The sequence below is a fragment of the Pseudomonas sp. CCOS 191 genome, from assembly GCF_001007005.1.
Lineage (GTDB): Bacteria > Pseudomonadota > Gammaproteobacteria > Pseudomonadales > Pseudomonadaceae > Aquipseudomonas > Aquipseudomonas soli.
In genome coordinates this window covers 3,198,180-3,211,310 of the sequence record NZ_LN847264.1, presented here as the reverse complement: position 1 = coordinate 3,211,310, position 13,131 = coordinate 3,198,180, and the positions used below count along the sequence as shown (strand labels likewise).

12 protein-coding genes are annotated in these 13,131 nt (G+C 65.1%); 6 read left to right on the top strand and 6 right to left on the bottom strand.

Annotated elements, in window-relative coordinates; all coding sequences use genetic code 11:
- Window positions 1-35 precede the first annotated feature (35 nt).
- Both CCOS191_RS14225 and CCOS191_RS14220 read left to right on the top strand, forming a co-directional pair.
- Entirely contained in the window at window positions 36-935 is a 900-nt protein-coding gene (locus tag CCOS191_RS14225; RefSeq protein ID WP_046855771.1) for a helix-turn-helix domain-containing protein, read from the top strand.
- Between the two features lie 53 nt (window positions 936-988).
- On the top strand, window positions 989-2,392 hold the full coding sequence (locus CCOS191_RS14220) for an aminotransferase-like domain-containing protein (protein WP_046855770.1): 1,404 nt from the start codon (window positions 989-991) through the stop codon (window positions 2,390-2,392).
- Here the strand turns inward: CCOS191_RS14220 and panB are convergent.
- The gene (panB, locus tag CCOS191_RS14215; RefSeq protein ID WP_046855769.1) at window positions 2,380-3,195 is read right to left on the bottom strand and encodes a 3-methyl-2-oxobutanoate hydroxymethyltransferase; all 816 of its coding nucleotides are present in this window, start codon (window positions 3,193-3,195) and stop codon (window positions 2,380-2,382) included. The genes CCOS191_RS14220 and panB overlap by 13 nt on opposite strands.
- A gap of 167 nt (window positions 3,196-3,362) precedes the next feature.
- Window positions 3,363-4,748, bottom strand: coding sequence for an aldehyde dehydrogenase family protein (locus CCOS191_RS14210; protein ID WP_046855768.1), 1,386 nt, complete (start codon window positions 4,746-4,748; stop codon window positions 3,363-3,365).
- A gap of 105 nt (window positions 4,749-4,853) precedes the next feature.
- Between CCOS191_RS14210 and ptrR the strand changes: the two genes are divergently transcribed.
- The 3 genes from ptrR (at window position 4,854) to CCOS191_RS14195 (ending at window position 7,401) form a co-directional block, all read left to right on the top strand.
- Window positions 4,854-5,729: a putrescine utilization regulator PtrR gene (ptrR, locus tag CCOS191_RS14205; protein ID WP_081941333.1), complete on the top strand. Its 876-nt coding sequence runs from the start codon at window positions 4,854-4,856 to the stop codon at window positions 5,727-5,729.
- 101 nt (window positions 5,730-5,830) lie between these two features.
- On the top strand, window positions 5,831-6,274 hold the full coding sequence (locus CCOS191_RS14200) for a hypothetical protein (protein ID WP_046855767.1): 444 nt from the start codon (window positions 5,831-5,833) through the stop codon (window positions 6,272-6,274).
- A 605-nt stretch (window positions 6,275-6,879) separates the two neighbouring features.
- On the top strand, window positions 6,880-7,401 hold the full coding sequence (locus tag CCOS191_RS14195) for an acyloxyacyl hydrolase (RefSeq protein ID WP_046855766.1): 522 nt from the start codon (window positions 6,880-6,882) through the stop codon (window positions 7,399-7,401).
- Between the two features lie 73 nt (window positions 7,402-7,474).
- Here the strand turns inward: CCOS191_RS14195 and CCOS191_RS14190 are convergent, their stop codons facing one another.
- The 3 genes from CCOS191_RS14190 to CCOS191_RS14180 form a co-directional block, all read right to left on the bottom strand.
- Window positions 7,475-8,365 (bottom strand): universal stress protein, encoded by an 891-nt coding sequence (locus CCOS191_RS14190; RefSeq protein ID WP_046855765.1) that lies wholly within the window; start codon window positions 8,363-8,365, stop codon window positions 7,475-7,477.
- 83 nt (window positions 8,366-8,448) lie between these two features.
- Window positions 8,449-10,449: a peptidase U32 family protein gene (locus CCOS191_RS14185; protein WP_046855764.1), complete on the bottom strand. Its 2,001-nt coding sequence runs from the start codon at window positions 10,447-10,449 to the stop codon at window positions 8,449-8,451.
- A gap of 106 nt (window positions 10,450-10,555) precedes the next feature.
- Window positions 10,556-10,936, bottom strand: a complete 381-nt coding sequence (locus CCOS191_RS14180; protein WP_046855763.1) for a RidA family protein — start codon at window positions 10,934-10,936, stop codon at window positions 10,556-10,558.
- 169 nt (window positions 10,937-11,105) lie between these two features.
- Here CCOS191_RS14180 and CCOS191_RS14175 point away from each other — a divergent pair, with 169 nt between their 5' ends.
- On the top strand, window positions 11,106-11,801 hold the full coding sequence (locus CCOS191_RS14175) for a tRNA (adenine(22)-N(1))-methyltransferase (RefSeq protein ID WP_046855762.1): 696 nt from the start codon (window positions 11,106-11,108) through the stop codon (window positions 11,799-11,801).
- A gap of 6 nt (window positions 11,802-11,807) precedes the next feature.
- Here CCOS191_RS14175 and CCOS191_RS14170 read toward each other — a convergent pair whose 3' ends face one another.
- A complete protein-coding gene (locus CCOS191_RS14170; protein WP_046855761.1) occupies window positions 11,808-13,112 on the bottom strand; it encodes an MFS transporter in 1,305 nt (434 codons plus the stop codon).
- Window positions 13,113-13,131: the final 19 nt, after the last annotated feature.

The following is a 13,131-nucleotide window of genomic DNA, read 5'->3' as shown; positions in this document are numbered from 1 at the left end:
ATCAATGCACCAAAAGAGTGCAACTAGGACAGCGCGTGACAACGCCAACCGCCTTGCAGGTCCAGGATTACCGCACCACCGATGTGACCGAACAGACCCGCGCCACCCCCGGCTGGCAGCAGCAATACCGGCAGATGTCCCCGGGGCATTTCAACGGTCAGTTGCGCTGGCTTGGCCTCGATGGCGTGGAGGTGTATGAGGAGCGCCTGAATACCAGGGTCGAGCAGTTCTTCCGCGCCCCCAGCGGCGCCTTGGCGTTCTGCTTCGACCGCAGCGAAAACAGCCTCTACCTGCTCAATGAAGACAGCCGCAATATCTGGATCACACCGGAGAACTACCAGGAGGTGGCGGTGGTGTTCGAGCAGCCGTTCCTGGCCAGCCATGGCCTCGACCTGGAACGCCTGCGCGGCTTGTTCATGGTGCCGTTGACCTGCCAGCAGAACGCCTTGTTCGGCAACTGGCTGAGCGCCACGCTCACCCAGCTGGGCCAGGCTGATTGCCCGCTGGAGGGCGGGGCGTTGCGCGAGCAGTTGCTGGAAGACTGCCTGTTCATCCTCGACAACGCCGGGCAGCATCTGCAGGGGGATGCGCTGGGGCGGCGCGACGAGGAGCGGGCGATCATGCGTCGGGTCAGCGAGTGGGCCGCCGACTGCCCTGACGAAACCCTCAACCTACTGCAGCTGGCCAAGGTCGCCGGGGTTTCCGTGCGCCAGTTGCAACAAGCCTTCAAGGGGTTCACCAACCTGCCACCGGCGCATTGGTTGCGCCTGCGTCGCCTGAACGGTGCGCGGCGGGACTTGCTGGTGGGAGACGCAACCGTGGCCGAGGTGGCGATGCGCTGGTCGTTCTGGCACCTGGGGCGGTTTTCCGAGAGTTATCGGCAGCTGTTTCGCGAACTGCCGAGCGAGACGCTCAAGCGGCGGCGGGCAAGCTAGGACAGTGCGGAAAACTTTGCTAGGGTGCCTTCGGCCGCTTTTGGGAGACCGGTATGGACACCGCGCAGACGCCCCGTTTCACCTACCAGAAAGTCCACCGCTACCTGAGCGCCTGGCTCGATGCCCGCGCACCGGAGCTGGCGCATCGGTTGCCCTCGCTGCGCGATGTCGCCCGGCACTTGAACGTCTCGCTGTCTTCCAGCAAACAGGCATTCGCCCTGCTCGAAGCCCAGGGGCGGATCCAGGCACGGCCCAAGGTCGGTTACTTCAGCGTGGCCGGGGCAGCCTCGTCGCGGCTGCCGCCTGCGCTCAGCCTGATCGACCGTCTGTATGCCAGCGCCCGGCAACCGGGCATGCTGGCCCTGAGCAGCGACTCGCCGACCATGCTGGCGTCCCTGGAGGGACCGTTGCTGAGTGTCGAGCGCGAGTTGCTGCGCCAGTTGCCCCGTGCCGACGCACCACCATTCGCACCTTTTGGCGAGCCGGCGCTGCGCGAGGCCCTGGCCCGCTGCTACAGCCGAGGTGTGGATGATCACTGGCAGGCCGACCAGGTGTTCGTCGGCGCCGATTGGCGCAGCGTGTTCGAGCTTGCGCTGCGCACACTGCTGCCACGGGGCGCCTGGGTGCTGGTCGAGTCGCCTTGCTCCTGGCTGGTCCTGCGGCTGCTGCAGGCGGCGGGGATGCAGATCGTCGAGGCGCCGCTCGGCACGGACGGTCGTTTCGATCTGCAGGCACTGACGCGACTATTCAGCGAAAAGCCGATCAGGGCGGCGGTACTGTCCTCGACCGTCAACATACCCCAGGGCGGCGTGATGCCGATCCAGGATAAACAGCACCTGTGTGCCCTGTTGGCCGAGCACCAGGCATGGCTGATCGAAAACGACAGTTATGGTGCGCTGTGTGAGGCTGCGACGGGCCAGCGCTACCGTGACCATGCCGACCCAGAGCGCTTGCTGGTGCTGGCCGGCTTCGACAAGTGCATCGGCGCAGAGGCGCCGTTCGGCTACCTGTTGTGCCGTGGCGCGACGCCGAGCCTGGCTCAAGCCTTTCTCGCCCAGGGCTTTCGCCTGCCGAGCTATCGGCAACAGGCCGTTGCCCGTTTGTTGAGCTCCGGACGCCTGGCTCGGCACCAGGGCCAGCTGATTCGGCATCTGGCACGCAGCCGGCAGCGCATGGCGCAGTTGCTTGAGCGCCATGCCGCCGACTGCCTGCGCCTGACGATGCCCGTGGCGGGCGCCACGTTCTGGTTGCAGGCGGTGCGCCCTGTGGACATGCAGGCCGTGTGCGAGCAATTGCTGGATCAGGGCGTGGTGATCGTGCCGGGGGCGTTGTTCAGCCAGGCCGGATACTGGCGCGATCATCTGCGCCTGAGCTTTACCGTCGATTGGCAGTTGGACATCGAAGCTGCGCTGGTCAAGCTGGCCCGGACCATCCGCCAGGCGCCTCAGCTGCCGTAGCAATGTTCGCGTTCAGGGAATTCACCCTGACGCACTTCGTTGGCATAGCGGGCGCAGGCCACGCGGATGACTGCCGACACGTCGGCGTACTGCTTGACGAACTTTGCCTTGCGCGGCCCGCTCAGCCCGAGCAGGTCCTCGCTGACCAGGATCTGGCCGTCGCAGGCCGGGGAGGCGCCGATGCCGATGCATGGCTGCCGGCTTTCTTCGCTGATGCGTCGGGCCAGCGGCTCGGCCACACCCTCGAGCAGCAGGCTGAAAGCGCCGGCGGCCAGGTTGGCAAGGGCATCGGCATGGATGGTCGCGGCGCTTTCCTCGGTGAGCCCCTGTGCCTTGTAACCGCCCAGGACATTGACGAACTGAGGCATCAGGCCGACGTGGGCCATCACCGGAATACCCCGCTCGACCAGGAACGCCACCGTGGCGGCCAGTGCGCGGTTGCTTTCCAGCTTCACCGCGTCGCAGCCGGTTTCGGCCAGCACCCTGGCGCAGCTGCGCAGTGCCTGTTCGGGCGACTCCTGGTAACTGCCGAACGGCATGTCGGCGATCACGCAGGCGTGCTGGGTACAGTCGACCACCGCGCGGGTGTGGCTGATGGTTTCGTCCAGGCGCATGGCCAGGGTCGAGCGCCGGCCGTAGGCGACCATCGCGGTCGAGTCACCCACCAGGATGAAGTCCACCAAGGGGTCGATCAAGCGAGCGATCGGCGTGCTGTAGGCGGTGAGGGCGACGATCTTCTGCCGGCCCTTCATGGCGGCCAGTTCAGGGACGGTCAGGCGACGGGTGTCGGGTTGCAGGCTCATCGGTACCTCCGGTTCGCTGGGGAGGTGCTCGATTATTCGTGCTCGGGGAGGGGATTCAAGATACAGGATCGGGCAGATTTGCGACCCAGTTGCGCATGGCCTGGCGACAATGTCATGTGCGGGAGCGGCTGAAGCCACTCCCGCAACAGGGTGTCAGGACACGAGGATCAGTTGCGATCCAGCCACACCGTCTGGGCGTTGGTGAACTCGCGCACGCCGAAGTGCGACAACTCACGGCCAAAGCCACTTTTCTTCACGCCACCGAACGCCACACGGGGGTCGGATGCGCAGTAACCGTTGATGAACACGCCGCCGGTGTCCAGCGCGGCGGTCATGCGCTCGGCCAAGGCATAGTCGGCGGTGTAGATGGTCGCGGCCAGGCCGAATTCGCTGTCGTTGGCCAGCGCCACGGCGTGGTCGGCGTCGCGGGCGCTGATGATCGCCGCCACCGGGCCGAACAGCTCCTGTTTGAACGCGGTCATGTCCGGGGTGACGTTGGCGAATACGGTCGGCTCGTAGAAGTTGGCCACGCCTTCGACCTTCTTACCCCCCAGCAGCAGGGTGGCGCCTTCGGCGAGGGTCGCCTGGACCTGCCCGTCGAGTTCATCGCGCAGGTCGTAGCGGGCCATCGGGCCGATGTAGGTGGCGTCGTCCAGCGGATTGCCGACGGTCAGCGCACGGGTGGCCTCGACGAATTTGTGGGTGAACGCCTCGACAATGCTTTCTTCGACAATCAGGCGTTTGGCGGCAGCGCAGACCTGGCCGGTGTTCTGGTAGCGGCCGATCACGGCGGCCTTCACCGCGGCATCGAGGTCGGCATCGGCCAGTACGATGAACGGATCGGAGCCGCCCAGCTCGAGCACGCACTTCTTCAGCGCGGCGCCGGCTTGCGCACCGATGGCCATGCCGGCGCGCACGCTGCCGGTCAAGGTGATGGCGGCGATGCGCGGGTCGTTGATGGCGCGGGTGACGCCGTCCGGGGTGACATTGAGCACCTCGAACACGCCCTCAGGCAGGCCGGCGCGTTTGAACAGGTCGGCCAGCAGGTAGGCGCTGCCCATCACGTTGGGCGCGTGCTTGAGCACGTAGGTGTTTCCCGCCAGCAGCGCCGGCACCGCGCCGCGCAGCACTTGCCAGACCGGGAAGTTCCACGGCATCACGGCGAGGATCGGGCCGAGCGGGCGGTATTCGATACGGGCCTTTTCGATCTGGGTCGGCTCCGGCGCCAGCATGGCCGGGCCGTGTTCGGCGTACCACTGGCACAGGCCGACACACTTGCTGACTTCACCACGAGCCTGGCTGATCGGCTTGCCGATCTCGCGGGCAATCATCTGCGCAAAGGCCTCGGCGTTGGCCTGCAGGGCCTGCCCGAGCGCGACCAGGTACTCGCTGCGCTGACCCAGCGACACTTGGCGCCACTGGCTGTAGCCTGCCTTGGCGCGTTGCAGCGCCGCGTCCAGTGCGGCGTCGGTGTCGAAGGCGTAATGGCCGATCTGTTCGCCGCTGTAGGGGTCGACGGAGATGGCGTGGGTCAGGCTGCTGATCTCGCTCATGGCAGGACTCTCATTGTTCTGATGGGGTGAGCGCAGACTAGTGGTGGCGCGCGTTAATGAAAACTGAATAATAATGAGCGAAACATTCACGTTTGGAGAATGACCGTGGACCTGGTGCAACTCGAGATGTTCAAGGCCGTGGCCGAGCACGGCAGCATCAGCGCCGCCGCCCAGCAGATCCATCGGGTGCCGTCGAACCTGACCACCCGCATCAAGCAGCTGGAGGAGGACCTGGGCGTCGAGCTGTTCATCCGCGAGAAGAGCCGCCTGCGCCTGTCGCCGGCCGGCTGGAACTTCCTCGAGTACACCCGGCGCATCCTCGACCTGGTACACGAGGCGCGGCTGACCGTGGCGGGGGAGGACCCGCAGGGCACTTTTGCCCTGGGTTCGCTGGAAAGCACCGCCGCGGTGCGCATCCCGGCCTTGTTGGCGGCTTACAACCAGCGCTACCCGAAGGTCGACCTGGACCTGTCCACCGGGCCGTCGGGGACCATGCTCGAAGGGGTGTTGTCCGGGCGCCTGGTGGCGGCTTTCGTCGATGGACCGGTACTGCACCCGACGCTGGAAGGCATGCCGGTGTTCGAGGAAGAGATGATGGTCATCGCACCGCTCAACCACCCGCCCGTGACCCGTGCCCGCGATGTCAACGGCTCGAGCATCTACGCTTTTCGCGCCAACTGCTCATACCGCCACCATTTCGAAAGCTGGTTCGTCCATGACCAGGCGGTGCCGGGCAAGATCCACGAGATGGAGTCGTACCACGGCATGCTCGCCTGCGTCAGCGCAGGCGCAGGCCTGGCGATGATGCCGCGCAGCATGCTCGACAACATGCCGGGGTGCAGCACGGTCAGCGCCTGGCCGATGGCCGAGGACTTCCGCTACCTGAAGACCTGGCTGGTGTGGCGGCGGGGCACGGTGTCGCGCAGCTTGAGCATGTTCATCAAGTTGCTGGAAGAGCGTCGTGAACTGCCCTCGGCTTGAAGGGCAGCGCCACGCGGACTAACGGTGCGTCGACAGGCGAACCCGAGCCCCGGAAAACCCTCCAAACTGTGTAGACCATCCCTCCCAGGGAGGAATGCATCATGCACACTCATCATTACGGTTTTTGCGCCGCGCTGTTGCTGGCATTGGCCATGCCTTGGAGCCTCGCGGCGGCCACCGACCTGAATACCCCCATCGATCCGCAGGGCGTGCAATTGCAGCCCCAGGAACAGAACGGCATCCGCTACCTGCAGGGCGGTATCGGCCAGGATGAAGCCGATGCCCTGCGCCGTACACCCGGCTACGACCTGCACATCACCCTCTCGACCGGTGCCGAAGGCAAGTTCCAGAGTGGTGCCGCGGTGGATATCCAGTCGGCCCAGGGCCAGTCGGTACTGACGTTGCAGGACGTCGGCCCGTTGATCTTCGTGCAGTTGCCCCCCGGGCACTACCGCGTCGTCGGCAATGCCGAGGGCCAAACGGTGCAGCAGCAGGTGACGGTGGACGGCAAGGTGCCGGCGCGGGTTGATCTCAACTGGCGCTGAGGGCCAGTCCGGTAAAAGTCTCTTGGGTGCGAGGCGATCGACCGAGTGAGGGCCGCCAAGGGTCCGCCTGTGGTTTTGCAGCGCCTGTGAGATCGAGCGCCGCCCGCGCGGCGCATCGCGGATGAATCCGCTCCTACATTTGTTGCAACGTGCCGAATCTGTCAGGCCATGGTTGCCAGCCTTGGCGCAGGGCGCAAGACAGGTGGGGCGCCGGCAATGCCCACCGAGAAATCGCGTCAAGCACACAAGAGTTACAACCATGGCCTATCAGACATGGCCACGTTGCAACAAATGTAGGAGCGGATTCATCCGCGATGCGCCGCGTGGGCGGCGCTCGATCTGATAGGCGCAGTAGTCTTATCGGCGAGCACGAAGACGCGCAATACAACTGAACCCTTGGATGGAGCGCAGTGTCCTTAACCAATAGTGGCAAATCACTTTCCACTATCAGTACATTCTGACAATAATCAAAGAAGTATTACCGCTTGTAACCCTTGCACAATCTGGGTTGCCAATGCAGGAAGAACGAGGGGCGTAGCCTCCATTGACGCAGGAACGCGCATCTCGCGGCCCTGCCCGTGAAGACCATCAGGAGAAAGTCATTGATGAAAACCCGTCTCGCCACAACGTTGGCCGCGGCCGTGCTGGCGTTCGCCGGCGCCAACCTGGCCCAGGCCGCGCAGGTGTCCGCTGCCGTGGGTGCTACTGGCCAAGGCGACATGACCTACCGCATCGGCCTGTCCTTCGACTGGGACAAGAAATGGCTTGAGAGCGGCACCGGCCATCTGACCGGATACTGGGATGCGGCCTACACCTACTGGGAAGGTGGCGAGGCCAGTGGGGCCCACTCGCTGTCGATCAGCCCGGTGTTCGTCTATGAATTCAGTGGCTTTACCTACACCCCGTTCATCGAGGCGGGTATCGGCCTGGCGGCGTTCTCCAAGACCGACGTGGGCGACCAGCGCCTGGGCTCGTCGGTGAACTTCGAGGACCGGATCGGTTTCGGCCTGAAGCTGCCTGCGGAGCAGAAGATCGGCATTCGCGCCATGCACTACTCCAATGCCGGGCTGAAGCAGCCTAACGACGGGATCGAGTCGTACTCGCTGTTCTACAGCAAAGCGTTCTGAGTCCACGCAAGCTACCGATCGAGGGGCAGGTCTGCTCCCGCACTGCGGGAGTGGGCTTGCCCCTCGATGGCATTCAGCGCACCGCCTTGATCGCCAGCACATTACACAGCGGATGCTCCAGCACATGCGCTGTGGTGCCGCCGAGAAACGCCTGCAACGCATCGTGTCGGTGATTGCCCATGACGATCACATCTACCCGGTGCGCGGCGATGTATTGGGTGATCGCCTTGACCGCCGGCCCTTCGAGGAAGTGGCGGCGTTCGAGGTCGATCTGGTAGTGGTCGCCCAGGCGGTTGAACGCCGTACGCTGGGCCGTGCGCACGCTGGTATCGAAGCCGGGCATGGTCACGGTGCCGGCGCCGAAGTCGGCGATATGGGTCCTGGCCGCATCGCACACATGCAACAGGTGAAGTTCGGCGTTGCACTGCAGGGCCAGGGCGTGGGCGCTGCGGATCACCGCGTCGTCCAGGTGCTCGCCGGCGCCATGGCTGTTGAGGTCGACTGCGGCGGCGATCTGTCGGGGCAGGGGCAGGCGGATGTCGCTGACCAGGTGCACCGCCACCGGGCTGTCCTTGAGCAGTTGCCAGTCCAGCGGGGTGACCAGCAGGCGCTTGAGGATGGGTTCGTGCTGCACGTCCTTGACCAGCAGGTCGCAGCCCAGCCGTTCGATCTGCTCCAGCACGCTGCCCAGCGAATCTCGGGTCAGCAGCAGTTCGGTAGAGACATCCAGGCCGGCATTGCGCAGTTGCTCGGCCTCGTCGGCCAGCCATTGGCGGTTGTCCTCGAGCAGGCGTTCGCGCTCGCGGCTGTCGCTCATCAGGCCGAAGGTATCGACATCGTCGACGAAGACATTGAGGTCCAGCAGTGCCCCGCTGGACTCGGCCAACGCTGCGGCGCGCTGCAGGGCAGGCGTATGGCGCATCTGCGGGCCGAGCATGACCAACAATCGCTTGAACTGGCTCATCTCACACCTCCACGTGTGGCAGCCCCCTGTTCAGTCTAGACCCGCCGCCGCTGAAGTCCGCTGGAGCGACGACGGGTCATGCCTCAATGCGGTGCGCGCGGGATGGTCTTGAGCAGGTCTTCCGGGCTGATGTGCCCGACCACCTGGGCCACCGCGCTGCCTGGGGTCGGCAGGTCGATGATATGGCTCTTCATCTTGCCGATCACATGCATCTCGCAGGGTTTGCAGTCGAACTTCAGGGTGAGCACTTCATCGCCCTGGATCAGCTGCATCGGCGCAACCTTGGTGCGCACGCCGGTCACACCCTTGGCCTGCTTGGGGCACAGGTTGAAGGAGAAACGCAGGCAGTGCTTGGTGATCATCACCGGCACCTCGCCGTGTTCTTCATGGGCCTCGTACGCCGCATCGATGAGTTGCACACCATGGCGATGGTAGAAGTCGCGGGCCTTCTGGTTGTAGACGTTGGCCAGGAATGACAGGTGCGACTCGGGGTACACCGGCGGTGGCGTGGTCTCGGCCTTGCGCCCGCCACGCGGGTGGGCCTTGATCCGCGCTTCGGTCAGTGCCTCGATGGCCTCGCGACGCAGGGCCTTGAGCTGCGAGTTGGGAATGAAGAACGCTTGGGGCGCATCGAGTTCGATAGCGTCGGCGTGGTACATCGTGGTACCCAACTGGCCGAGCAGGTCGTGCAGTTGCTCGAGCGCCTGTTCCGGCTTGTTGGCGGCACCGAACGGGCCGTCCAACGCGACCTGCACGCTGACGCCTTCCTCGCTGCTGAGGGTCAGCATCAGGCGCTGCTCACGCAGCACGGCATGCCATTCGACAGCCACCCGGCGCTCGGACGACGTACGTAGCAGCGCCTGTTGCCAGTTGTGGTCGAGGTTGCGCGACAGCGGATGGTTGGGGCGTAGCTTGTACAGGCCCTCAGGCATCTCGTTTGGCTCGACGCGGTAGCGGTAGCGCTTCTGGCCGTCCTCCTCGGATTCGCTTTTCAGCTCGGCGATGTTGGCTCGGAAACCCACGACTTCACGCTTGACCAGCACGTTGAGGCCGTCGCCGTTGGTCAGCGGTACATCGGTAGTCACCAGCATGTCGCGCTTGCCGACTTTCTCGACCACGCCCACTGGCAGGCCAGTGAAGGTTGGGGAGTCGAAGGCGCCGATGTCGATCTTGCGGTCGCTGACGAAGTAGTCGGTGCTGCCGCGGTGGAAGGTCTTGTCCGGATCCGGCACGAAGAAGTGTTCGGTGCGGCCACTGGAGGCGCGAGCCAGCTCGGGGCGGTCCTCGAGGATGGCGTCGAGCTCCTTGCGGTAGTGGGCGGTGATGTTCTTCACATAGCCCATGTCCTTGTAACGGCCTTCGATCTTGAACGAGCGCACGCCGGCATCGACCAGGTCGCGCAGGTTGGCGGTCTGGTTGTTGTCCTTCATCGACAGCAGGTGCTTCTCGAAGGCTACCACGCGGCCCTGGTCGTCCTTGAGGGTGTACGGCAGGCGGCAGGCCTGGGAGCAGTCGCCACGGTTGGCACTGCGCCCGGTCTGGGCGTGGGAGATGTTGCACTGGCCGGAGAAGGCCACGCATAGCGCGCCATGGATGAAGAACTCGATGGCGGCGTCGGTCTCGGCGGCGATGCTGCGGATCTGCTGCAGGTTCAGCTCGCGGGCCAGCACCAGCTGGGAGAAGCCGGCCTGGTCGAGGAACCTGGCCCGCTCCAGGGTGCGGATATCGGTCTGGGTGCTGGCATGCAGCTCGATCGGCGGGATATCCAGCTCCATCACCCCCAGGTCCTGCACGATCAGCGCATCGACACCGGCATCGTACAGCTGGTGGATCAGCTTGCGCGCAGGCTCCAGCTCGTTGTCGTGGAGGATGGTGTTGATGGTGGTGAACACGCGGGCATGGTAGCGCCGGGCGAACTCGACCAGTTCGGCGATTTCGCTGACCTCGTTGCAGGCGTTGTGGCGCGCGCCGAAGCTTGGGCCGCCGATGTAGATGGCGTCGGCGCCGTGCAGGATCGCCTCGCGGGCGATGCTCACGTCGCGGGCAGGGCTGAGCAGTTCCAGGTGGTGCTTTGGAAGGGACATGTCGTTATAGGTTCGGGCTGTCACGGTAAGGCGGGCATTGTAGCGGTGAAACGGCCACACGGCACCCTCGGAGTGCCGTGTGGCCGTTAATCGCGGAGGAGGCTGATCAGCCCTTGGCCGCCATCGCCGTCACTTCCACCCGCATCCCCTCGAACGCCAGGGAAGCCACACCCACCGCAGCCCGCACCGGCCACGGTTTTTTGAAGAACCGCTGGTATACCTCGTTGAACGCGGCACGGTCGGCCATGTCAGTCAGGTAGATGGTCAGGTGCAACACCCGGTCCATCGAGCTGCCTGCGCGCTCCAGGGCAACTTTCAAAGCCTGCAGGGTGCATTCGCACTGGGTGGTGATGTCGCCCAGCTCGAGGCTGCCGTCGGCCTGCACGGGGATCTGGGTGCTGACCAGGATGCCGTTGTATTCGGCAACGTCCGAGGAGATCGAGTCGGCGTCCGGGTCGGGGGTGTAGATGATGTCGCTGTGTGCCATGGGGTTTCGCCTTGCAACGGAAGGAAACCGCCAAGCCTACGCGAGCGGGCAGGGATGGTCGAGGCAGGGCGGTCGGTCGCGGGCATTTGAAATACCTGGCCGGGACCGGCAGAATCGCGCCCCGACCCGGCCACAGGCGCCGGGCCCTGGTCGTGAAAAGAGGCTTGCGTTGAACGAACACACATTGTCCATGCGCCTGGAGCGCGTGGCAGCCCATGTGCCGGCGGGTGCGCGACTGGCCGACATTGGCTCGGACCATGGCTACCTGCCGGTGGCGCTGGCGCGTCGGGGCGCGATTGTCGCGGCCGTGGCCGGCGAAGTGGCGCTGACGCCGTACCAGGCCGCACAGCGCACCGTGCGCGACAATGGCCTGGAAGACCGCATCACCGTGCGCCATGCCAGTGGCCTGGCAGCCATCGAGCCAAATGATGGCATCACCGCAGTCAGTATCTGCGGCATGGGTGGCGAAACCATTCGCGACATCCTCGAGGCCGGCAAGCAGCACCTGGGCGGCCATGAGCGGTTGGTCTTGCAACCCAACGGCGGTGAACAGGTGCTGCGCCAGTGGCTGATGGACAACGACTATCGGATCGTCTGCGAGGAAGTGTTGCGGGAAAACCGTTTCGACTACGAAATCATTGTCGCCGAACGTGCCGATTCCGTCAGTTATACCGCCGAGCAGCTGTACTTCGGCCCGCTGCTGATGCAGGCGCGCAGCCCGGCGTTCCTGTTCAAGTGGCAACGCATGCTGCGCCAGAAACACCAGACCCTGGCCAACTTCGCCCGGGCGCGCCAGCCAGTGCCCGAGGACAAGGTGCGCGATATCACCCGCCAGACGCAGTGGATTACCGAGTTGCTGGCGTGAGGCGCCTCACCTTGGGTTGACCACGTTGGCTGGCACCTTCAGCACCAGCACGGCGCCCAGCACGATAGCCACGGCCAGTACCTGCAAGGCCAGGCCCGGGCTGGCGGTGCTGTCGCGCATCCAGCCGATCAGATAAGGCGCGGCGAACGAGGCGATACTGCCGAACGAGCTGATCATGGCGATGCCGGCGGCCTGGGTGCTGCCCGCCAGGAAGGCCGGCGGCAGTTGCCAGAACATCGGCAGCGCGGCGCTGGCGCCCATGCCCGCGACCACCAGCCCGCTCATCACCAGCCAAGCGTCGTCCGGTGCCCATCCGGCCAGGGCGATGCCGGCGGAGGCCATCAGTAACGGCCCGCACAGGTGCCAGCGGCGTTCGCGGTGACGGTCGGACGAGCGTCCGCAGCCGAGCATGAACAGACAACCGGCCAGATAAGGGATGGCGCTGAGCAGGCCGACCTGGCCATCGCTGCCGATGCCGGCGCCGTGGATCAGGCTGGGCATCCAGAAGGCCAAGGTGTTGACTGCCAGCATCACCGCGAAATAGATCGCCACCAGCAACCAGACATGGGCGTCGCCCAGCAGCCCGCGCATCGAGTCGATCGGCTTGTGCCGTTCCTCGCGGGCCATTTCCTCGCGCATTGCATGCTTCTGATCGGCGGTGAGCCAAGCCACCTGCTCGAAACTGTCCGGCAGGGCCTTGAGCACCACCAGCCCGAGCAGCACCACCGGCAGCCCCTCGATCAGGAACATCCACTGCCAGCCCCTCATGCCGCCCTGATCGTGAAACGCCTGCAGGATGCCGCCGGACAACGGCCCGCCGACCACTCCGGCCAAGGGCACGGCGATGGCGAACAACGCCGTGATCTGGGCACGGCGCCGGGCCGGATACCAGCGATTGAGCACCACGAGGATGCCGGGGAAGAAACCGGCCTCGGCCACTCCCAGCAGGAAGCGCAAGGCATAGAACCCGGCGGCGTCCTGTACCCACATCATGCCGGTCGATAACAGCCCCCAGATCACCATCAGGGTGGCGATCCAGCGCCGCGGACCGACCCGTTCCAGGGCCAGGTTGCTGGGCACGCCGAACAGTGCATAGGCGATGAAGAACAGGCCGGCGCCCAGGCCGTAGACAGTGTCGGAAAAGCCCAGGTCGGCGCTCATCTGCATCTTGGCGAAGCCGATGTTGATGCGGTCCAGGTGGGCGAACAGGTAGCACACCAGCAACAGCGGCATCAGCCGCCAGGTGATGCGGGCGTGAGTTGCGTCGCAGGCGCGCACGGACGGGGCCGTGGAGGTATCGATCGTATTCATGGTCCGGGACGTTCTTGTT